Raw genomic sequence first — 22117 nt, forward strand, 5'->3', positions numbered from 1 at the left:
GGACGGAGTGCACTGCGCGCCTCGCCGAACGGTCGGACGCCAGCGTTGAGTGGCACGAAAGTGCGGTCCAGCTACGGGTTGGAAGGGGAATTGAGCTGCGCCATCCGCGCTTCGCAAAGGTCCAGCCACCGGACTTCGGCTTCGGTCTGGAAGATCAGCGAATCCAGTACGAGCAGCCAGGCGGTGTCCGCCCGGCGCTGGCTGGCTGAAGCGTCCCGACGGGACTTGGTGTAGTCCTGCAGGGCCTTCATGGACGCGCCGCGCTGGGCCTGGATGACAGCTGCGACGTCCACGCCGGGAATGGTCACGGCGAGGGCGAGCTTGATGGCGAGTTCGTTCCTGGGAGGGTTGCCGCGGCCAACGGGAGCCTGGAACCAGCCCGTGACTTCGGCCCGGCCTGCGTCTGTGATGCTGTAGATGACATGGCCCTCGCCGTCGCCGCCGTCGTTCCTGACCAGCCCGTCCCGTTCCAGACGGTCCAGCGTGGTGTAGACCTGCCCGATGTTCAGCGGCCAGGCGGAGCCGGTGCGGTCCTCGAACTCAACCCTCAACTGGTACCCGTAACGGGGTTTGTCCTGGAGCAGGGCGAGGAGACTATGGCGAATGGACATGCTGCCCCCTGATGTCGCAAAGACGACGGCATACACGCGCCCCCAAGACGCGTGCATACCGCGTATGGAATTACATTAGCGTTATTCAGCCGCCAAGGCAATACCGGGTATCCATCCGCGGGCCCGAATGTCCGGCTACATGACCAGCAGGACCTTCCCCACGTGGTCGCCGGAGTCGAAGTATTCGTGGGCTGCGCGCACCTGGTCCAGCGGGAAGGTCTTGGCAACCAGAGGCCGGATGCGCCCGTCGGCAAGGAGCGGCCACACGGCTTCCCGGACGGCATTCATGATCACGCCCTTCTCCGCCACCGGACGCGGACGCAGGGCCGTGCCTATGATGGCGGCCCGCTTACTCAGGAGCGTCCCGAGGTCCAGTTCCGCTTTGGTGCCGCCCTGGAGCCCGATCACGATCAGCCGGCCGTAGTCCGCCAGTGCGTCAACGTTCTGCCGGAGATACTTGGCACCCACCACGTCCAGGATGACGTCGGCACCGTGTCCGCCGTTTTGTGCGCGGAGGGCCTCGGGAAAGTCCTCTTCGGTGTAATTGATGGCGATGTCCGCCCCGAGGAAGGCCTTGGCGGTGCCAACCTTCTCCGCAGTTCCGGCCGTGGTGGCTACTGTGGCGCCAAAGGCTTTGGCGAGCTGGATGGCCATGGTGCCGATGCCTCCGGTGGCGCCGTGGATCAGCACCGTCTCCCCCGGCTGCAGCTGCGCCGTCATGATCAGATTCGAGTAGACGGTGGCCGCCACTTCGGGGAGGGAGGCCGCGGTGACCAGATCCACGCCGTCGGGAATTCTCAGTACCTGCTCGGCAGGGACTGCCACGCGCTGGGCGTAGCCCCCGCCCGCCAGCAGCGCCACCACCCTGTCCCCAACGGAAAACGGCTTGGTCACGTCGGGGCCGAAGCCCGCTATCCGGCCGGATACCTCCAGGCCAAGGATCTCCGACGCCCCGGGCGGCGGCGGGTAGAAACCCCGGCGCTGCTGGACATCGGCGCGGTTGAGGCCTGCTGCGACGACGTCGATCAGCACTTCGCCGGGACCGGGAACCGGTGCCGGGACTTCGCGCACTTCGAGCACCTCTGGCCCGCCGGCCTCTCTAACGTAGACGGCCTTCATGGTGAACTCCCGATTCCTAGCTGCTTCCTGCCACAAAAAATAGTGTGCAGCGGCAGCGCCTGCCCGCAAACACTCCGGACGGTTTTTGTCGCAGCCAACTGCCTATGAAACACTACTCGGTAAGGAAGGTTGTCCGAGCGGCCGAAGGAGCTGGTCTTGAAAACCAGTGTGCGGTAACCCCGTACCAAGAGTTCGAATCTCTTACCTTCCGCGAAGAATGCCCCGGGTCCTGAAGCATCAGGATCCGGGGCATTTTCCGTTAAGGGAAAGTTTGGACCGGGACCATTGAAAGTGTCGGCGCTCCGGAATAGTGTCTGCTTTGTCTTCACTGACCAAGCCTTCTCCGCGGCCACGTCTGCCGCGGAAACCGACAGGAGCCACTATGCCCAGCCCTGACATCACTCCCGGCGCACCCTGCTGGATCGACCTTATGACGTCTGACACCGAGAAGGCCCGGCAGTTCTACGGCGGACTGTTCGGCTGGGACTTCCAGGCCGGCGACCAGGAGAAGTATGGCGGCTACATCACCGCCACGAAGAACGGCAAGTCGGTGGCGGGCATCATGCAGAAGGACGAAAGCCAGGCCGGAATGCCCGATGCCTGGTCCACCTACCTGCGTTCGGACGACGCAGCCGCCACGGCTGCTGCCGTCACCGAGCACGGCGGCCAGGTCTTCATGCCCCCGATGGACGTTCCCGAACAGGGGGTCATGGCAATTTTCGGCGATGCCACCGGCGCCGCCATCGGCATCTGGCAGCCGCGCGAAATGACCGGCTACGAGCTTGTCGCCGAACCAGGCGCACCGGCGTGGCACGAGCTTCACACCAAGGACTACCCCGTTGCCGTCAAGTTCTACGAGGACGTCTTCGGCTGGGACACCGACGTCATGAGCGACACCCCCGAGTTCCGTTACACCACCCTGGGGGCCGGAGACGCGGCGAAGGCAGGCATCATGGACGCCTCCGCGTACCTTCCGGCCGAAGTCCCGTCCAACTGGCAGGTCTACTTCGCCGTTGAGGACGCCGACGCCTCGATCGACAAAGCCCTCAGCCTCGGTGCTCAGGTGATCGACGGGCCGGACGACACCCCGTTCGGCCGGCTGGCAACCCTTGCCGACCCCACCGGGGCGATGTTCAAGATCGTGGCTGACACCGGGCAGGGAGCGGGCGATCCGGCCGAATCAGGAGATACCACCGGGGCCTGAAACGTCACCGCATTTCATTTAAGTAAATTGATCTAAAAAATACCGGCCAGCGGCTTCCATCGGAGCTACTGGCCGGTATTCTTTTGGCATGTCCGGCACATGGGGTGGGCCGGCAGACGCACAAAACCAAAAACACTGTTGCCGGAACCGGGCCTATGCCGCCCCTTCGCCGGCAGCGAACGTTTCGCTGGGGGACGTCTCGCAGAATGCACGCTGAATCTACTGCACGTTCATTCGACTCTGTTTTGCTGTGCCGGAAACTACTTGACCAGGAGTAAAGTCCGGGCCCTTTGTCCGCGCCACAACGCCGGACACATTCCACCGAGCCCTTTACCCGGGGCACCCTAATGAGAGTTAGAGCGGATGAAACGCACACCATGGAAAATTGCGCTGGGCACGGCGTTGTCAGCGGGGCTCATCGCAGCTCCTCTGGCTTCCGTCCCGGCGTTTGCAGTGGAGGTCTCACCGGCCGCTGCAGGCACCTCCCCCGTCGTCATCAACGAGGCTTACCTCAGCGGCGGAAGCGCCGGAGCAGCCTACAAGAACAAATTCGTAGAGCTGTACAACGCCTCTGACGCGCCGGTAACCCTGGACGGCTGGTCCCTGCAGTACCGCTCCGGCACGGGCACGGCCGCGCCGAGCAGCACAGCGCCCCTCGCCGGCACCATTGCGGCCAAGGGGTACTACCTGCTCAAGGGCGGCAGCAACGGCACCGTCGGCCTGGATCTTCCCGCCGCAGACGTGACCGCCACCGGATTCAACCCGGCGGGCGCGGGCGGCACAATCGTCCTGGCCAAGCAGTCCACCACCCTGAACCCGCTGGCCGTCGGCTCGGTAATCGAGCCTGCCAACGTCGCGGACCTGCTGGGCTACGGCACCTCCAACACGTTCGAGACCAAGGCCGCTACCGCACCCGGAAGCAACACTGACGTCAAGAGCCTGAACCGCAGCGCCGGCCTGGACACCAACAACAACTCCGCCGACTTCACGCTCAGCGCCGCAATCACCCCGACCCCAGCCGGGGGCAGCGCGGATCCGGTTGATCCCGATCCGGTGGATCCCCCGCCGGCACCCGCCGCCAGGACCATCGCGGAAATCCAAGGATCCGGCGCGGCCAGCCCGTTCGTCGGCACCTCCGTCACCACCCGCGGCAAGGTCACTGCGGCCTTCCCCACCGGTGGCTTCGCTGGTTTCTACCTCCAGACCCCCGGAACCGGCGGCGACCTGACGCCGGCCAACCACACGGCGTCGGACGCCATCTTCGTCTACTCGCCCGCAACGGTAGGCTCCGTCGCGATCGGCGACTACGTCGAAGTCACCGGGGCCGTGTCCGAGTTCTACGGGATGACCCAGGTGAACGTGGCGGATGCCGCCAGCCTGAAGAAGCTCGACGAGGCCGCTCCGGAGGTGAAGTCCACCGGCTTCGCCCTCCCGGCGACCGAGGCCTTCCGCGAGTCCCTCGAAGGCATGCTGCTGACACCGCAGGGACCTGTGACGGTCACCGACAACTACTCCCTGAACCAGTACGGCGAAATCGGCCTGGCCGGCGGGACCACTCCGCTGGAGCAGCCCACCGCCGTCGCCCCTTACGGTTCCGCCGAATACACGGCAACCGTGGCGGCCAACGCCGCCCGCGGCATCAAGCTCGACGACGGGGCCACCACCAATTTCCTGAAAGATGCCGCCACCAAGGCGCAGGTCCTGCCGTACCTCACCACCGCGGATCCCGTCCGCGTCGGGTCTCCCGTGACGTTCAAGACCGACGTGGTGCTCAGCTACGCCAACAACTCCTGGAAGTTCCAGCCGCTGACCCACCTGACGCCGGAAAACGCCGGCATCATCCAGCCGGCAACCTTCGGCGCCACCCGTGCCGAAGCCCCCGCCGCCGTCGGAGGCACCCTGAAGATTGCCTCCTTCAACGTGCTGAACTACTTCCCCACCACCGGTGACATGCTGGCCGGCTGCACGTTCTACACCGACCGCGACGGCAACCCCATCACCGTCCGCGGCGGCTGCGACGCCCGCGGTGCAGCCAACGCCGAGAACCTCAAGCGCCAGCAGGACAAGATCGTGGCGGCCGTCGGCAAGTCCGGCGCCGACGTTGTATCCCTGATGGAGGTTGAGAATTCGGCCCAGTTCGGCAAGGACCGGGACGACGCCCTGGCCAAGCTGGTGGACGCTCTGAACATTCCCGCCCCGGGGATCTGGGACTACGTCCGCACGCCCGCCAACGCTCCCCCGCTGGCTGACGAGGACATGATCCGCACCGCGTTCATCTACAAAAAGGCAGCTGCGGAACCGGTGGGCGAATCCATCATCCACAACGACACCGTGGCTTTCGCAAGTGCCCGCAAGCCGCTGGCCCAGGTGTTCAAGCCGGTCGGCGCGTCCGATGACAAGAAGTTCATCGCCATTGCCAACCACTTCAAGTCCAAGGGCTCGGCCACAACTCCTGAAGACACCGACAAGGGCCAGGGCGCCTCGAACCTTGCCCGCACCGAACAGGCCAAGTCGCTCCTTGCTTTCTCCAACGACCTCCAGGCTTCGAAGGGTACGGACAAGGTCTTCCTGATGGGCGACTTCAACGCCTACGCCAAGGAAGACCCCATCAACGTCCTCACGGCCGCCGGCTACATCAACCAGGACGAAAAAGCCCGGAATGCCGACGGGTCAGCCAAGCACTCGTACCTGTTCGGCGGCCTAGTGGGTTCCCTGGACCACGTCCTCGCCACGCCGGGTGCGAACTCGGTGGTCACCGGTGCCGACATCTGGAACATCAACTCCGTGGAGTCCGTGGCGCTGGAGTACAGCCGGTATAACAACAATGTGACCAACTACTATGCGCCGGACCAGTTCCGGGCCAGCGACCACGATCCCGTGGTGGTGGGCCTTGATCTGCCGGCCGCACCGGTCCTGCCGCCCAGCGTTGACCTGAACTTCCTGGGCATCAACGACTTCCACGGACGCATCGACTCCAACACGGTCCTGTTTGCCGCCACCATCGAAAAGCTCCGCGAGGCCGCCGCTCCCGGCGCCACGGCCTTCCTGTCCGCAGGCGACAACATCGGTGCCTCGCTGTTTGCGTCCGCCGTCGCCAAGGACCAGCCCACCATCGACGTGCTGAACACCCTGGAACTGCGGACGTCCGCCGTGGGCAACCACGAGTTCGACGGCGGCTGGGCGGACCTCCGCGACCGCGTCATCGCCGGCGGGACAAACGCGAAGTTCCCCTACCTCGGTGCCAACGTGTACAAGAAGGGCACCACGGAGCCGGCACTGCCTGAATACACGGTGTTGGAGTTGAACGGCGTCAAGGTGGCGGTGATCGGCACTGTCACCCAGGAAGTTCCTTCGCTGGTCACCCCGGCGGGCATCACCGACCTTGAGTTCGGCGATCCGGTGGACGCGATCAACCGCGTTGCCGCCAAGATCACCGCCGAAAAGCTCGCTGACGTCATCATCGTGGAAGATCATGACGGCGCCGGATCCGGCACCCCTGACGGCTCCACTGTGGAGCAGGAAGTCGCTGCCGGCGGTCCTTTCGCCAAGCTGGTCAACGAAACGTCTCCCGAGGTGGACGCCATCTTCACCGGCCACACCCACAAGCAGTACGCCTGGGACGCTCCGGTGCTCGATGCCAACGGACAGCCGACCGGTAAGACGCGCCCCATCGTGCAGACCGGCAGCTACGGCGAGTTCATCGGCCAGATCCAGCTGACAGTCGACACCGCCACCATGCAGGTGACCGGATACCAGGCCGGCAACGTCAAGCGCACCGTTCCCACCACCACCGAGACGGCCGCTGACCTCGTAGCCAAGTACCCGCGGGTGGCAGCCGTCAAGGCGACCGTTGACAAGGCAATCGCCGACGCCGCCGTGATCGGCAACCAGCCGGTCGGCAAGGTCACCGCTGATATCACCACAGCCTTCACGCCCGCCACGGCCACCAGCCCGGCGTCCCGCGACGACCGCGCCAGCGAATCCACCCTCGGCAACCTGGTGGCGGACTCGCTCGTGGACGCCCTCAAGGCACCGGACCTCGGCGCCGCCGAAATCGGCGTCGTAAACCCCGGCGGCCTGCGCAACGAGCTGTACTACGCGCCGGACGGAACCATCACCTACGCGGAGGCGAACGCCGTCCTGCCGTTCGTGAACAACCTCTGGACCACGTCCCTGACCGGGGCACAGTTCAAGACGCTCCTGGAACAGCAGTGGCAGACCAACCCGGACGGCACCGTCCCGAGCCGCGCCTACCAGCAGCTCGGGCTGTCCAAGAATGTCAACTACACCTACGACGCTGCACGCGCCGCAGGGGACCGCGTCACGTCCATCCGGGTTGACGGCTCGCTGATCGACCCGGCCAAGTCCTACCGGATCGGCACCTTCAGCTTCCTGGCAACCGGCGGCGACAACTTCCGGATCTTCAAGGAAGGTGCCGGCACCAAGGACTCGGGCCTGGTGGACCGGGATGCCTGGATCAAATACCTGCAGGAGCACAACCCGGTATCGCCGGACTTTGCCCGCCGTACCGTGGCTGTCGTGAACACCACGGCCGCCGAGGTCAAGGCCGGGGACTCCATCACGCTGGCGGTTTCCAAGCTGGACCTCACCTCCCTGGGCAGCCCGGTCAACACGTCGCTGACGGCCTCCTTTACGGACGCCGCCGGCACAGTGACGCAGCTCGGCACCATCCCGGTGTCCGGCGGAGCCGCGGCAGTGGACGTGAAGGTCCCGGCCGGCGCGGCTGCCGGCACCGGCACCCTGGTGCTCACCGCTGCTGAGTCCGGGACCGTGGTCAAGGCCTCAGTCCAGGTCGCCGACAGCGGCCCGGTACCGCCGGTCTGCTCGGCACCTGTAGCACCCACCAAGTGGTACGACTTTGCGGGCTGGATCAAGTACGGCCTGGCCTGGCTCAAGTACCAGAACTGCCTGAAGGGCTAGTTTCGCAGCCTGACACAGAATGAACATGCCTCGTCGCCGGGCCTGGGAACCCTTGCGGTTCCCAGCTCCGGAGGCGGGGCATGTTTCGTTTCCCTGCAACGCTCTCTCACTTCCTGCCGGTCCTCCCGCGACCCTCTCTCACTTCCTGCCGGTCCTCCTGCAACGCTCTCTCACTGCGTTGAAGGAAGTGAGAGAGCGTCGGGAGTTCACCGGCAGGATGTGAGAGAGCGTCCGCAAAAAAGCGCAGGAAGTGAGAGAGCGTCCCGGGGCGGGGCGTTGGTCCGAGGCCGGTTCAGAGGCCGAGGATGTGGCGGGCTATTTCGTCGGCGTCGCGGAGCGTCCGCTGGCCGCTGCGATACACCGGCCCCGTCTGAGGCCGCGCCTCCGCAGCGATGGCCGTGCCCCACTGCGCTGCGGACAGCTGCAGGCCCAGGACATACAGCCCTTCGGTGACGGATCCGTTGGCGCCCACCGGCCGGTAGGGGTGGGGGCTGACGTCCAGGCCTGAAGTCTCCACCGGAGCCCCCTCCGCCGTCATCATCAGCCGGGGCCGCACCAGGCCGTCGGCCAGGAGCTGCTCCAGCACCGGCGACACATTGACTGAAACCCGGTTGGCGGGAGCAAGGGCCTCGATCATGGCGCGGGCGCGGACCTTTCCGTCCTTGACCCACGGCGAGGCAGCACTGAACGTGCCGGCGGCGCGGTCCAGTGAAAACTTTGGGTCCGGTCCCACGAAACTCACCACTCCGGCCCGGGCAAGCGCCGCAAGCTGCTCCGCCCGGATGGCCGGTGGGCCGCTGGCCAGTCCCTCGACGAACGACTCAAACCAGCCCCGCAGTCCGGCGACCCAGGACTCGTCGGTGATGCCGCCGTCGGCCACCGCCGTTTTCAGCACCGCCCTCCCGTGGTGCAGCGCCCCGATGGCCATCTTCACGGGGTCGTCCTCCCCCAGCACCGAGCGTCGGGCGTCGTCGAGCAGGTATTCGACGACGGCGGCATCCACTTCCGCTTGAGAGGCGAAGCTGCGCCCGGCCAGGGGCGCCGCCAGGCCCGGCAGGTTCAGGCGCTGGTCCGGCGCCACGTGCTTGGCGACCAGGGCGTCCGCTTCGGCTTCCCAGTGGGAAACGCTGTGGGCGTGGGGACGCATCGTCTCCTGGAGCAGGGCCAGGAACGCGTCCGGCTCGGTGACGGCGTCCGGACGGGTCCGGACCAGGGTGGAGTAATAGGCCCAGAGCGCGTCGCGCTGCAGGAGCGGCCAGAGGTCGTGGTCGAAGCCGGGGGTGATTCCGGCTGCAGCGAACCGTCCGACGGCGGCTTCGGTGCAGTACCGCAGCGTCACACCGGACGGGTAATACCCCGCCAGATTGGCCTTGGCGCGGTACGGTGTCCCGCGCCGGGACGCCGCAATGATCAGCGGCTCGTCACCGGACGGGATGTACTCCAGCCCGGCCCTCCCCTGCCCTGGAAACGCAGTGCCGTCGCCCTCCGTTGCCACGAACTTCCCGCCGCGGCCCTCGGTCAGCTGGCCCATGACGTCAAAAAAGTTCAGGCCCATGCCCCGGACCAGCACCGGCTGGCCGGCCGGCACCGCGGCCCAGTCGACGTCGGCGGGCACCGCCGGCGGCAGGTACAGGAGTCCCAGCTGGCCGGCACCCGCCTGCAGTTCGCGCTGTTCGGCGTTGAGCCGGGACTCGAGGTGACCCAGGGCAAGCACCACGGAACCGGCGGTGAGCGGCCCGCCGTCCCCAAGTTCGACGTCGAACATTCCGTTTCCGGCATGCCGGACGGACGTGGCGGTAGTGCGGTGGAACTGCACGGTGACGCCCTGCGGCAGGTGCGCGAGCAGCTCGTCCAACGTGGAGCTGAGGTAACGCCCGTACAGCGCACGGCTCGGGAAATCCCGGGACCCGAGGGCGGAAAGTTCTGCCTGCTCGTCCTCCGTCAGCGATGCGTCCGGACTGTCCTGCCGGGCTTCCCGCCACTGGTCGAAGGTCCAGCCGGCCACCGGTGCAGCCAGTTCAGGGTCTTCGGGAATGACCGTGGGATAGAACGACTGGGTGTTCATCAGGTACAGCCGGGACTGGCCGGGCTGCCACACGTGGCCCGGCCCCGCCGGGTAGGGATCCACTACGTCAATGTGGAGGCCCGCAACGCCGTCGGGTCCGGAAGCGGAGGGGTTCCCGAGCCGCCAGTTGGCCAGGAGGCGCTCCAGGACACTGGTGCCGCGGGGTCCGGCCCCTATTAGTACCGTCCGGATGATTTGCGATGTGCCCACGCCCTCCAGAGTATCCGCATGTGACTTGCTAGCTGCGCCCCGATGCTGTTTCGTAGGGCGCATGACCACCACAGCAGCTGATCACCCGCCCGTCTCCGGCGCCCCTTCCGCCGCCGCGAAAGCACCCGAACCGACCGACGAAAACATCTGGCTTGAGGAGATCTACGGCGAGGAACCGCTGGCCTGGGTCCGCGAACAGAACGCCCGCACCGAGGACCTGCTCGAAGACGCCGACTACGCGAGGCTCGAAAGCCGCATCCTGGAGGTGCTGGACTCAACGGACAAGATCGCCATGGTGGGCAAGCACGGCGACTGGTACTACAACTTCTGGCGGGACGGGCAGAACCCCAAGGGGCTGTGGCGCAGGACGTCCTGGGAGAGCTACAAGAGCGGGCAGCCCGAATGGGACGTTCTCCTGGACGTCGACGCGCTGGCCGCTGCCGAAGGCGAGGAGTGGGTTTTCCACGGCGCCAACTTCCTCCGTCCTGCTCCCGGCGAACCGCACCGGCTGGCTCTGCTGGCGCTCTCCCCCGACGGCGGGGACGCCAACCGCTACCGGGAGTTCGACGTCGAGAGCCGGACGTTCGTGGACCCCGCGTCGGGAGGATTCGACCTGCCCACAGCGAAGGGCAATGCTTCCTGGCTGGACCGGGACACGCTGCTGGTGTCCACCACCGCGGAAGGCATGCCCAAGACCTCCTCGTCCTACGCCCGCACCGCCGTGAAGCTGGCCCGCGGCGGGTCGCTCCCGGCAGCCGAGCGGATGTTCGACATCCCCGAAGACCACATGATGGCCCTGGTGGCCCATGACTCCACCCCGGGGTACGAGCGGACCTTCGCGATGGACTGGATCAGCTTCTTCAACAAGAGGACGTCCGTGCTGCGCGACGGGCAGTGGGTCGTGATCGACGCCCCCACCGACGTGAACCTGAGCGTGCACCGCGAGTGGCTGCTGTTCCGGCCGCAGGGCGACTGGGCCATCGGGGACACGACGTACCCCGCCGGCTCGCTTCTCGCCGCGAAGTTCGAGGACTACCTTGCCGGCAGCCGCGAACTCGTTGTCCTGTTCACACCGGATGCGCACACCTCGCTGCAGTCCTGGAGCTGGACCCGCAACTTCCTCCTCCTGAACCTCCTGCGGGACGTGTCCTCGGAGATCCGCGTCCTCGATCCGGAGCGGCCGGGGACTGATTCCGCCTGGGCATCCAGCCTCCTGGACGCGTGCCCTCCGCTGCACGACGTCAACGCCTTCGCCGTTGACGACGAGGACGACAGCGTCGAGGTTGAGGAGCACGACGACGGTACAGGCGGCAACGTGCCCGTGCCGGAAGGCGAGGCGCCCGGCGCTGGAAACGACTTCTGGCTCGTTGCCACCGGCTTCACCACGCCGAGCACGCTCACACGGGGAACCCTGCGCCGCAGCGGCGACGGGGACGTGGTCAGCACCCACGAGGTGGTCCGTACCTCGCCGTCCTACTTTGACGAGGCGGCGTACGAGGTCCAGCAGCACTTCGCCATGTCGGAAGACGGTACCCGGGTCCCGTACTTCCAGGTGGCGTCCAAGGACCTGGTGCTCGACGGCCAGAACCCCACGCAGCTGTCCGGCTACGGCGGCTTCGAAGTCTCCCGCACTCCCGCTTACAGCGGCGCGATCGGCCGGGCCTGGCTGGAACGCAGGACGGACGCACCGGACGCAGGCCAGGGCGCCGCTGGATCCGCCGGCTCCGCCGGCGATGGCGCCGGCAGCCCGACGCACACCCGCGGCGGGGTATACGTGGTGGCAAATATCCGCGGCGGCGGCGAATACGGCCCCTCCTGGCACCGGGCAGCGCTGCAGGAAAACCGCCACCGCGCCTTCGAGGACTTTGCGGCCGTGGCCCGGGATCTGATCTCCCGGGGAGTCACTTCCAGGGAACGCCTTGGCTGCGTGGGGGGCTCCAACGGCGGGCTGCTGGTGGGCAACATGCTGACCCGGTACCCGGAACTGTTCGGTGCCGTGTCCTGCGGTGTGCCGCTACTCGACATGCGCCGCTACACCAAGTTGTCCGCAGGCCACTCCTGGATCGCCGAATACGGGGACCCGGACGTGGCCAAGGACTGGGAGTTCATCCGGACCTTCTCGCCCTACCACCTCCTCCGCGACGGGGTGGACTACCCCGAAACCTTCATCTGGACTGCAACCTCCGATGACCGGGTTGGTCCGGTGCAGGCACGCAAGATGGCTGCACGCATGCAGGCCATGGGCATCCCCAATGTGTGGTTCCACGAGGCCCTGGAGGGCGGACACGCCGGCGCTTCCGATAACCGCCAGGCGGCCGCACTGCAGAGCCGGAGCCAGCATTTCCTGTGGCGTTCCCTGGCCGGCCGCTCCGGCAGCTAGCTCCCCGGCTTTCGCCGGCGGCGGTCCCCTGCCAGCCCTGTTCAGGGCGGCTATCCTCACGGTGTGCGGCCGTTTTGCACTGAATGGCCCGTTCTGCGTATCCTTGGTGGGCTAGGAATAGCAATTGGAGACGTGCCAGAGCGGCCGAATGGGCTTCACTGCTAATGAAGTGTGGGGCACAACTCCACCGGGGGTTCAAATCCCCCCGTCTCCGCGTTTGGCCCCGGTCCCTGGACCGGGGCCTTTTGCGTTCCCGGCGTGTTTCCGGGGTGGCAGGATGGGCCCATGGCGAACAGCAGCAACTTTGACGCGGTCATTGTCGGTGGCGGACACAACGGGCTGGCGGCGGCGGCCTATCTGGCCCGGGCCGGACGTGATGTCCTCCTGCTGGAAAAGCTTGACCACGCTGGCGGCGCGGCCGTATCCGCCCAGCCGTTCGACGGCGTCGATGCCCGGCTTTCGCGGTACTCCTACCTGGTGAGCCTGCTGCCGCAGGAGATCATTGATGACCTGGGGCTGCGCATCAGGCTGGCCCGGCGCCGCTACTCCTCCTACACGCCGGACCCGGCCAGCCCCGGCCGCGGCCTCCTGATCGACAACGGGGACGCGGCGGCCACGACGGCGTCATTTGCTTCAGTTGGTGCCCCCGCCACTGAGGCAGCGGCCTTTGAACGCTTCTATGCGGAGTGCCGAAAGCTCACCGGTGCGCTATGGCCCACGATGACGTCGCCGTTGCCCACCCGTTCGGCGGCCAAGCAACTCGCTGAGGCCGCCGGGGCCGGTGACGCGTGGGAATCGGTGGTCGAACGGCCCGTCGGCGAAGCCATCACCCGCGGGCTGCACAGCGACCTGGTGCGCGGCGTGGTGCTGACGGATGCCCTGATCGGCACGTTTGCCCGGGCCGGCAGCGCGGACCTGCAGCAGAACATCTGTTTCCTGTACCACCTCCTGGGTGGCGGAACCGGCGACTGGGATGTCCCCATCGGCGGCATGGGGGCCGTTTCCGGCGAACTGGAGCGGGCAGCCCGCGAGGCCGGCGCCACCATCCTGACGTCCGCCGAGGTCACAGGCATCCGTCCCGGTGGCTCGGTGGGCTACCGCCACGAAGGCAGGGAACGCTCGGCAGCCGCTGATTGGGTGCTGTCCAACGTCGCTCCCGCGGTGTTACACAGCCTGCGGAACGGCGGCGCCGGGGATCCTTCGAACCCGAACCACCGGCGCGAGGGCTCACAGGTCAAGGTGAACATCCTGCTAAAACGCCTGCCGCGGTTGCTGGACCGCAGCGTCACGCCGGAGGCGGCCTTCGGCGGCACTTTCCACATCAACGAGACCTGGACACAGCTGGACGACGCTTACCTGGCCGCCGAACGGGGAATGGTTCCGGACCCGCTGCCCTGCGAAATCTACTGCCATTCGTTGACCGATCCCAGCATCCTCTCGCCGGAACTGCAGGCTTCCGGCGCCCACACCCTGACCGTTTTCGGACTGCATGTGCCGGACAGGCTTATCACCGCGGAGAACAACGAGGCAATGCGGGAACGGCTGCAGGCCGCCGTCGTGAAGTCCCTCAACTCGGTGCTGGCGGAGCCGATCGAGGACCTGCTGCTGACCGGTCCCGGCGGAACCCCGTGTATCGAAACCAAGACCACGCTGGACATCCAGCGCGCCGTGGGCATGCCCCGCGGCAACATCTTCCACGGCGGACTCGACTGGCCTTTCGCGGAGGACGAGGACCCGCTGGACACTCCCGCCCGGCGCTGGGGTGTGGCCACCGACGATCCCCGGATCCTGCTGTGCGGCTCCGGAGCGCGGCGCGGCGGAGCGGTGAGCGCCTTAGGCGGCCACAATGCTGCCATGGCGGTGCTGGAGTCCTAGGCGCCGACGGGGTCCTAGGCGCCGACGGGGCCCCGGGCCGCGGGGTCCCGGGCCGGGCGCCCTAGGGGTTGGCGGCTTTCGGCGCTGCCGAACGCCCGCGGCTGACTTCGGCGCCCGCCTGCCGGTGCAGCGCCAGGCTGTCAGCGGCGCTGAGCAGCATCAGCACTGTGATGGCCAGGAATGCCCCGCGGTAGGGCGCAACGGGGTCGGCACCGAAAGCGCCGGGGGCGGCGAAGAGCCTAAGGAACAGGGCGCCGACGGCGATGCCCGCCCCGGCCGCCAACTGGACGAGGGTGGCCGAGATCGCGTTGGCGGATGGCAGCTGTCCCGGGACGATGTCGGCGTACTGGATCGAAGCGTAGGCCGAGAATCCGATGGAGCGGAACGCTCCGCTGCAGACCAGCAGGGCGAAGATCAGCGGTTCCGGGGTTCCGGCGTCGATCAGGGAGCACAGGGCAAAAGTGGCAGCCGAGGCGAGCGAAGCGAAGACGAGGACAGGTTTGAAGCCGAACCTGCGGATGAGCGGGGTGGTTGCCGGTTTGATGCCGATGTTGCCGATGAAGACCGCTGCCACCATGGCGCCGGCATGGAGCGGATCCCAGCCAAAACCGTCCTGGAACATCAGCGGCAGCAGGAACGGAACCGCGCTGATGGTCAGTCGGTACACGAACCCGCCGGTGGAGGTTGCGCGGAACGTACGGGTGCCAAAGACATTCAGCTGGAAGAGCGGGTTGCTGGTGCGCCGCAGCCACAGAACCGCAGCGGCGATGGATACGAAGCCGGCGGCCACGCTGATTGCCCCGAAGGGTCCGGAGGGGTGAGCCGTGGCAAGTTCGAGCCCCGCCACCAGGGCGCCCACGCCGGCCGTTGTCAGCAGCAGCCCCACCCAGTCAAGGCGCCGGGACTGGTCTCCGGCACCCTGGGGAACAAGGCGAAGGGCTGCTATGAACGCGGCCAGGCCCAATGGAACGTTGATCAGGAAGATCCAGTGCCACGACAGGAACGTGGTCAGCGCGCCGCCCACCAGCGGCGCAAGGACCGGTGCCAGCAGTCCGGGCCACACAAGATACGCCGTGGCCCGGAGCAGGTCCTCCTTGGGTGTCCGGCGAAGCACTACCAGGGTCCCCACCGGCACCATCATCGCGCCGCCGGCGCCCTGCAGGACGCGGCTGACCGTGAGCATGGTCAGGTCCTGGCTCAGTGCGCACAGCAGCGAGGCAATGGTGAACACGGCGATGGCGGCGCAGAATACGCGGCGGGCACCCACGCGCTCCGCCAGCCAGCCGCTGACCGGAATGCCCATGGCCACCGTCATGAGGTAGGCCGTCATGGTGATGTTGACGTCCGCCGGAGCCACGGCGAAATCTCCCGCGATGCTGGGGATGGCCGTGGTCAGCACCGTGCCGTCCAGGAATTCCATAAAGAAGGTCGCAGCCACCAGCAGGGCCAGCCGGGGCTGCCACTCCTGGCGGACCGCCGAAGCGGCGCTGCTCTGGGGTTCGCTCATGGCTCCTGGCCTGGACTCATTCGCCGATCCTATGGGCGTGCCAGGCGCGGTGCCAGAATAAGTCCGCCCCTTACGCGGCGCACCCGGAGGCCCCTACCCGGCCTGTCCCAGCACGAGGGGAAGGACGGCTCCCGCACCGGCACGGCGCAGGGCCCGGCCGGCAACTGTGACCGTCCAGCGGCTGTCCGTGAGGTCGTCAATCAGCATGACGCTCTGCCCCTGGATGCCGGCCAAAGCAGCTTCCAGCTCAGGTCCCACAACGAGACGGTCCCAGACTCCGGCCAGCCGGTAGGCGCTGTTGCCGCCGCGCCCGCCGGTGGGTCCGCCGTGTTCCAGCTGGAGCTGGCCCAGGTACGGTATGCGGCCAATGCCGGAAATGCCGCGCGCCAGGGAGTCGACCAGGGCGGGCTTGCTGCGTGACGGGATACTGACGATGGCTGCTGGCCGTCCTGCCCCGCTCCAGCCGGCGTCGCGTCCGTTCCCGGCGCCCCATTCCCGGAGCACCTGCACGCAGGCCTGGAGCATGGCCGGGTCCACCTCACGGTCCGCTGCACCGGAGGCGAAGATTTCCCGCAGGGCCCCGCCCCAGCCGAGGTCCGTCAGGCGGGCCAGCGCCCGTCCTTCGGCGAGGCTCTCATCCGGCTTGATCTTGCCCTTGACGGTCACGCCGAGCCTGTCCATGCCGCTGGGCCACTGCAGCCGCGGTTCCAGTGCCACGCCGGCGCGGCTGAGCGTCTGCCCGGCTGCTTCCGTGGCCGACGCTGAGATGTCTGCCGGGAACCAGCGCCCGGCGCAGTTGTCGCAGCGGCCGCAGGCACGGGCCGTTTCATCGTCCAGGACCGACGTGATGTACTCCATCCGGCACCCTGCCGTGTCCTGGTAGATCACCATGGAATCCTGCTCGTCCACCCTGGCCTCCGCAATGCGGCTGTACCGTTCGGCGTCGTAAATCCAGGGCTGGCCGGTGGAGCGCCACCCGCCGCCCACCCGTTCCACGGCACCGTCCACCGACAGGACCTTGAGCAGCAGTTCCAGCGGTGTGCGGCGGAGGTCCACGCGGGCTTCAAGTGCCACAGTGGACACGGCGGCGCCGGCCTCGGCCAGTGCGGTCAGGACTGCCGCAGCCTTTTCCTCCGATGGCATGGACGCCGTGGCGAAGTACTGCCAGATGTCCCGGTCCTCCGAGCCGGGCAGCAGCAGGACATCGGCGTTTGCAGCGCCACGCCCGGCACGGCCCACCTGCTGGTAGTAGGCCACCGGCGAGGAAGGAGCCCCGAGGTGCACCACAAAGCCCAGGTCAGGTTTGTCGAAGCCCATGCCCAGGGCCGAGGTGGCCACCAGTGCCTTGACCTGGTTGTCCTTGAGCAACTGTTCCGCCCGTTCCCGGTCCGCGGGATCAGTCCGGCCTGTGTAGGCCAGGACCTCATGGCCGGCTTCGGCGAGCAACCGCGCAGTGTCCTCGGCAGCGGACACTGTCAGGGTGTAGATGATGCCGCTGCCGGGCAGGTCCGCCAGGTGGGTCAGGAGCCAGCCCAGCCGGTCGCGGGAGTCCTGCAGGCGCAGTACGCCGAGCCGGAGTGATTCACGGCCCAGGGCTCCGCGGATGGTCAGCACGCCCTCGCCCAGCTGCTCCTCGATGTCGTGGACCACCCTGGAGTTGGCGGTGGCAGTGGTCGCAAGCACGGGCACGGTGTCCGGCAGTTGGGTGATGAGGTCCGCGATGCGCCGGTAGTCCGGGCGGAAGTCATGGCCCCAGTCGGAGATGCAGTGTGCCTCGTCAATCACCAGGAGACCGGTGCGGCGGATCAGTTCCGGAAGCTGGTTTTCCCGGAAGGACGGATTGGTAAGCCGCTCCGGGGACACGAGCAGCACGTCCACCTCGTCCGCGGCCAGCTGCTCGCGGACAGTGTCCCACTCGAGCTGGTTGGCGGAGTTGATGGCAACAGCGCGGACTCCTGCCCTGGCTGCCGCCGCCACCTGGTCCCGCATCAGCGCCAGCAACGGCGACACGATGAGTGTGGGGCCGGCACCGCGGCGCCGGAGCAGCAGGGACGCCACAAAGTAGACAGCCGACTTTCCCCAGCCTGTCCGCTGGACCACCAAGGCGCGGCGGCCGCCGTCGACCAGTGCCTCGATAGCCTCGAACTGGCCGTCATGGAAGCTGGCTTCCGGGTGCCCCACCAGCCCCCGCAGCACTTCCAGGGCCTGGTCACGGGTCCCCATTCCACCGGCGGGGAGGTCAGCGGTAGCGGGAAGGACAGCAGCATTCTGGTTATTGGCCATTGATTCAGTATCCCAGCCCCCTCCGACAGCGGCGAAGCCAGGCGCCCGGCCATGTGGACAGACGCGCCCGCGTCCCGGCCGGCACCGCCCTGACGGCACGCTGCCCGGCGCGCCTCCGTAACGCAACCACTCCTCCACAGCCGCTTGGCGCTTCCACGTAAGATGGAACGCGTGACTAGCGACCAGACAAAGACTTTTGACCTTTCGGCATCGTTCAAGGCCTACGACGTGCGTGGCATTGTGGGCGACTCCATTACCGCCGAAATCGTCGAAGCCGTAGGCGCCGCATTCGTGGACGTCCTGAAGCTCGAGGGCCAGACGGTCCTGGTGGGCGGCGACATGCGTCCCTCCTCCCCTGAGTTCAGCAAGGCATTCGCCAACGGCGCCGCCACCCGCGGGGCCAACGTCCAGCTGCTGGACCTCATTTCCACCGACGAGCTCTACTACGCCTGTGGTGCGCTCAACGCGGCAGGTGCCACGTTCACCGCCAGCCACAATCCGGCCGAGTACAACGGCATCAAGATGTCCAAGGCCGGCGCCCAGCCCATCTCCTCGGAGTCAGGACTGAAGGAAATCCAGGCCCGCGCGGAGGACTACCTCCACGCCGGATCCATCCCGGCCGCTGCCAAGCGCGGCCTCATCGGAGTCCACGATGTCCTGAAGGACTACTCCGAATACCTCCGCAAGCTCGTTGACCTCCGGGGATCCCGCCCCCTGAAAGTGGTTGTCGACGCCGGCAACGGCATGGCCGGCCTGACCACCCCTGCGGTACTCGGCGATGCGATCCTGCCCAAGCTGCCGTTCGACATCATTCCCCTGTACTTCGAGCTCGACGGTTCCTTCCCGAACCACCCTGCCAATCCGCTCGAGCCGGAAAACCTGCTTGACCTGCAGGCGGCTGTGGTGGAACACGGCGCGGACATCGGGCTCGCGTTCGACGGCGACGCCGACCGCTGCTTCGTCATCGACGAGAAGGGCAACCCCGTGTCGCCGTCGGCCATCACCGGAATGGTGGCCCGCCGCGAAATCGCGCGCGCGAAGTCGCAAGGCGAGGAAACCCCCACCATCATCCACAACCTGCTGACCTCCAGGGCCGTCCCGGAACTTGTGGCGCACGACGGCGGCCGCGCGGTGCGCACGCGCGTGGGCCACTCGTTCATCAAGGCCGAGATGGCCGAGGAAGGCGCCGTCTTCGGCGGCGAGCACTCGGCGCACTTCTACTTCCGCGATTTCTGGAATGCAGACACCGGCATGCTGGCCGCAATGCATGTCCTGGCCGCCCTCGGCGAACAGGACCTCCCATTGTCCGAGCTCGGCCACGAGTACGAGCCGTACGTCTCCTCCGGGGAAATCAACTCCGAAATCGAAGACAAAGCGGGCGCCGTGGAGCGGGTTCGCGCCGATTTTGCCGGCGAAGACGTCGAGATCGACACGCTGGACGGCAGCACGTTCACGGCCCGCGACGGCAGCTGGTGGTTCAACCTGCGTCCGTCCAACACCGAACCGTTCCTCCGCCTGAACACCGAGGCCACGGACCGGGCCACCATGGAACGCATCCGCGACCGCGTGCTGGCCCTGGTCAACGGCTAGGCGGCCCGCATGACTGAACTTTCCGGAACGTCCTGGCGGGACTCGGTGCCCGAAGCCACGGCCACCGACCTGGAAAACCTGTTGGGCACCGGTGTCGGGGCGGCGCAGGAGCAGCTGGGACGCAACGGCGGCTTCCTCCCGTTCGCGCTGGTGGTGGAGAACGACGGCGAGGTGCGCCTCGTCGCCGTCACTCCGGCTGACGCCGAGGACGGCTCGGAGGACGGCTTCGATGCCGACGCCATGATCAGCGACCTCACCGAGCTGCTCCGGCAGCACCGGGACGACTTCCGTGCCGCCGCGGTGGTCTGCGACATCACCCTGCTGGAAGAGGATACCGACGCCATCCACGTCGCGGCCGAGCACCGTGACGGTTCCGTTTTCGCCGCGGTACTGCCTTACGAACCCAATGCCGAGTCCCACGAATGGGAGTTCGGGCAGCTCGCAGCTGATGCCAACGAGCCCTCCATCTGGGTGGACTAGACCTCCAGTGGGTTGCTGACATGAAGATCAACGCTTTCGCGGACGTAAGCCTGCGAGCCATGATGGTGCTCGCGGCCGCCCCCGATGGCATTCTGCTCACCACGCAGAGCATCGCCGACGCCGTAGGCACTCCCTACAACCATGTCAGCAAGGCCATGGCCAAGCTCCGCGAACTCGGCGTGATCGACGTCGAGCGGGGCCGCAACGGCGGTTCCCGGCTCAACGAGGCCGGGCGCCGGGCCACCGTGGGCCAGCTCCTGCGGCAGCTGAACACCCGCGCAGATCCGGCTGACTGCCACTCACTGAATGGCGACTGCCCGCTCATCAATGAATGCCGGCTTCGCGGCGCCCTCGCGCGTGCGCGGGAGGCTTTTTACCGCGAGCTTGACGACATTGTGGTGTCCACGCTTCCGGGCACGCGCCAGATGGCGCCGGTCTTCCAGGCGATCGGCCTCCGACCCGGGCTCTGAGGCCCGTACCGATTTGGATATCTTTTCTACGACGTGTAGAACTTAGGTATAAATACTCGTATTTCAAATACCTGTATTTCTTATCGGTCCGGTTGAAGACCCCGGGCCACTATCTCAGGAGTCAACATGCTCTCGGACAAGTCCTTCCCCGTCATCGAGGCCACCCTCCCGCTGGTCGCTTCCCGGATCGGTGAAATCACCCCCAAGTTTTACGCCCGACTCTTCGCAGCACACCCGGAGCTGCTGGACGGGCTCTTCAGCCGCTCCAACCAGCGCAACGGCAACCAGCAGCAGGCCCTGGCCGGAAGCATCGCCGCTTTCGCCACCCACCTGGTGAACAACCCCGGCACTCTCCCGGAGACCGTGCTCGCGCGCATCGCCCACCGCCACGCCTCCCTCGGCATCACCGAACCGCAGTACCAGGTGGTCTACGAGCACCTCTTCGCCGCCATCGCCGAGGACCTTGCCGAGGTCATCACCCCGGAAATCGCCGAAGCATGGACCGAGGTCTACTGGCTCATGGCGGATGCGCTGATCAAGCTCGAAAAAGGCCTCTACGCCGCACAGGCCAACGGCGTGATGTGGAGCCCGTGGCGGGTTGCCGCCAAGACTGCCGCCGGCACCGGTTCCATGACGTTCACCCTGGAACCCGCCGACGACACCCCCATTACTCGGGCTCTCGCGGGACAGTATGTGAGCGTGAAGGTCAAGCTCCCGGACGGACTGCGCCAGGTCCGCCAGTACTCGCTGTCCGGCGAGGCCGGCATGAGCCGGATTTTCACCACCAAGAAGGACGACGGCGGCGAAGTATCCCCCGTCCTGCACAACAACGTCCAGGTGGGCGACATCCTGGAAATCTCCAACCCTTACGGTGAAATCACCCTCAAGGAAGGTGACGGCCCCGTCGTACTGGCCTCCGCCGGCATTGGCTGCACACCCACCGCCTCAATCCTGCGCTCCCTCGCCGACTCCGGCTCGGACCGCCAGGTCCTGGTCCTGCACGCGGAAAGCGACCTCGACAGCTGGGCCCTGCGCGGCCAGATGACGGACGACGTCGAACGCCTCGACGGCGCCGACCTCCAGGTCTGGCTCGAACGGCCGGTCGCCGGAACCAAGGAGGGCTTCATGTCGCTGCGCGAAGTGGACCTGCCGGCCAACGCCTCGCTGTACCTGTGCGGTCCGCTGCCGTTCATGAAGCACATCCGCAACGAGGCCATCAACGCCGGGATCCCCGCCACGAAGATCCACTACGAAGTCTTCGGCCCGGACATCTGGCTAGCTTCCTAGTCCGCCCCTCCCCTGAGTTTTTGTCCAGATAGAGCGACTTGAGGGGCTATTTGCTCCCGTTATCTGGACAAAAACTCGCAACATGGCAGGGCCTT

At 66.9% G+C, this 22117-nt stretch carries 13 protein-coding genes and 2 tRNA genes; 10 read left to right on the plus strand and 5 right to left on the minus strand.

The features are described from left to right. Positions 1 to 71: 71 nt before the first annotated feature. Positions 72 to 611 (minus strand): PadR family transcriptional regulator, encoded by a 540-nt coding sequence (locus JOE31_RS19355; RefSeq protein ID WP_209747348.1) that lies wholly within the window; start codon positions 609 to 611, stop codon positions 72 to 74. Between the two features lie 135 nt (positions 612 to 746). Beyond that, positions 747 to 1730: an NAD(P)H-quinone oxidoreductase gene (locus JOE31_RS19360; RefSeq protein ID WP_209747350.1), complete on the minus strand. Its 984-nt coding sequence runs from the start codon at positions 1728 to 1730 to the stop codon at positions 747 to 749. Between the two features lie 123 nt (positions 1731 to 1853). On the opposite strand from JOE31_RS19360, the gene JOE31_RS19365 reads away from it, so the two are divergent. The 3 genes from JOE31_RS19365 (at position 1854) to JOE31_RS19375 (ending at position 7875) form a co-directional block, all read left to right on the plus strand. After that, positions 1854 to 1941: transfer RNA gene (locus JOE31_RS19365), tRNA-Ser, on the plus strand. 171 nt (positions 1942 to 2112) lie between these two features. Further along, complete coding sequence (locus JOE31_RS19370; RefSeq protein WP_209747352.1) at positions 2113 to 2934, plus strand: VOC family protein; 822 nt, start codon at positions 2113 to 2115, stop codon at positions 2932 to 2934. Between the two features lie 363 nt (positions 2935 to 3297). Beyond that, on the plus strand, positions 3298 to 7875 hold the full coding sequence (locus JOE31_RS19375; protein ID WP_209747354.1) for an ExeM/NucH family extracellular endonuclease: 4578 nt from the start codon (positions 3298 to 3300) through the stop codon (positions 7873 to 7875). A 292-nt stretch (positions 7876 to 8167) separates the two neighbouring features. Here JOE31_RS19375 and JOE31_RS19380 read toward each other — a convergent pair whose 3' ends face one another. Beyond that, the gene (locus JOE31_RS19380) at positions 8168 to 10150 is read right to left on the minus strand and encodes an FAD/NAD(P)-binding domain-containing protein (RefSeq protein WP_209747356.1); all 1983 of its coding nucleotides are present in this window, start codon (positions 10148 to 10150) and stop codon (positions 8168 to 8170) included. 61 nt (positions 10151 to 10211) lie between these two features. Here JOE31_RS19380 and JOE31_RS19385 point away from each other — a divergent pair, with 61 nt between their 5' ends. The 3 genes from JOE31_RS19385 (at position 10212) to JOE31_RS19395 (ending at position 14405) form a co-directional block, all read left to right on the plus strand. After that, entirely contained in the window at positions 10212 to 12530 is a 2319-nt protein-coding gene (locus JOE31_RS19385) for a prolyl oligopeptidase family protein (RefSeq protein WP_209747358.1), read from the plus strand. Between the two features lie 126 nt (positions 12531 to 12656). Continuing rightward, positions 12657 to 12744, plus strand: a tRNA-Ser gene (locus tag JOE31_RS19390). A 71-nt stretch (positions 12745 to 12815) separates the two neighbouring features. After that, the gene (locus JOE31_RS19395) at positions 12816 to 14405 is read left to right on the plus strand and encodes an NAD(P)/FAD-dependent oxidoreductase (protein ID WP_209747360.1); all 1590 of its coding nucleotides are present in this window, start codon (positions 12816 to 12818) and stop codon (positions 14403 to 14405) included. 61 nt (positions 14406 to 14466) lie between these two features. Here JOE31_RS19395 and JOE31_RS19400 read toward each other — a convergent pair whose 3' ends face one another. Both JOE31_RS19400 and JOE31_RS19405 read right to left on the minus strand, forming a co-directional pair. Beyond that, positions 14467 to 15912: an MFS transporter gene (locus JOE31_RS19400; protein ID WP_209747362.1), complete on the minus strand. Its 1446-nt coding sequence runs from the start codon at positions 15910 to 15912 to the stop codon at positions 14467 to 14469. Between the two features lie 93 nt (positions 15913 to 16005). Next, positions 16006 to 18195 (minus strand): RecQ family ATP-dependent DNA helicase, encoded by a 2190-nt coding sequence (locus JOE31_RS19405; RefSeq protein WP_374100866.1) that lies wholly within the window; start codon positions 18193 to 18195, stop codon positions 16006 to 16008. A gap of 171 nt (positions 18196 to 18366) precedes the next feature. Here JOE31_RS19405 and JOE31_RS19410 point away from each other — a divergent pair, with 171 nt between their 5' ends. From JOE31_RS19410 to JOE31_RS19425, 4 genes are all read left to right on the plus strand, one after another. Next, complete coding sequence (locus tag JOE31_RS19410; RefSeq protein WP_209747364.1) at positions 18367 to 19785, plus strand: phosphomannomutase/phosphoglucomutase; 1419 nt, start codon at positions 18367 to 18369, stop codon at positions 19783 to 19785. Between the two features lie 9 nt (positions 19786 to 19794). Next, positions 19795 to 20265: a hypothetical protein gene (locus JOE31_RS19415; protein ID WP_209747366.1), complete on the plus strand. Its 471-nt coding sequence runs from the start codon at positions 19795 to 19797 to the stop codon at positions 20263 to 20265. Positions 20266 to 20285: 20 nt separating this feature from the next. Next, positions 20286 to 20735 carry an Rrf2 family transcriptional regulator gene (locus tag JOE31_RS19420; RefSeq protein WP_209747368.1) on the plus strand — a complete coding sequence of 150 codons (450 nt, stop codon included), beginning with the start codon at positions 20286 to 20288 and terminating at the stop codon, positions 20733 to 20735. A gap of 126 nt (positions 20736 to 20861) precedes the next feature. After that, entirely contained in the window at positions 20862 to 22022 is a 1161-nt protein-coding gene (locus tag JOE31_RS19425) for a globin domain-containing protein (protein WP_209747370.1), read from the plus strand. The last annotated feature ends 95 nt before the right edge of the window (positions 22023 to 22117 follow it).

Source organism: Arthrobacter sp. PvP023 (assembly GCF_017832975.1).
In the GTDB taxonomy this organism is placed as follows: domain Bacteria; phylum Actinomycetota; class Actinomycetes; order Actinomycetales; family Micrococcaceae; genus Arthrobacter.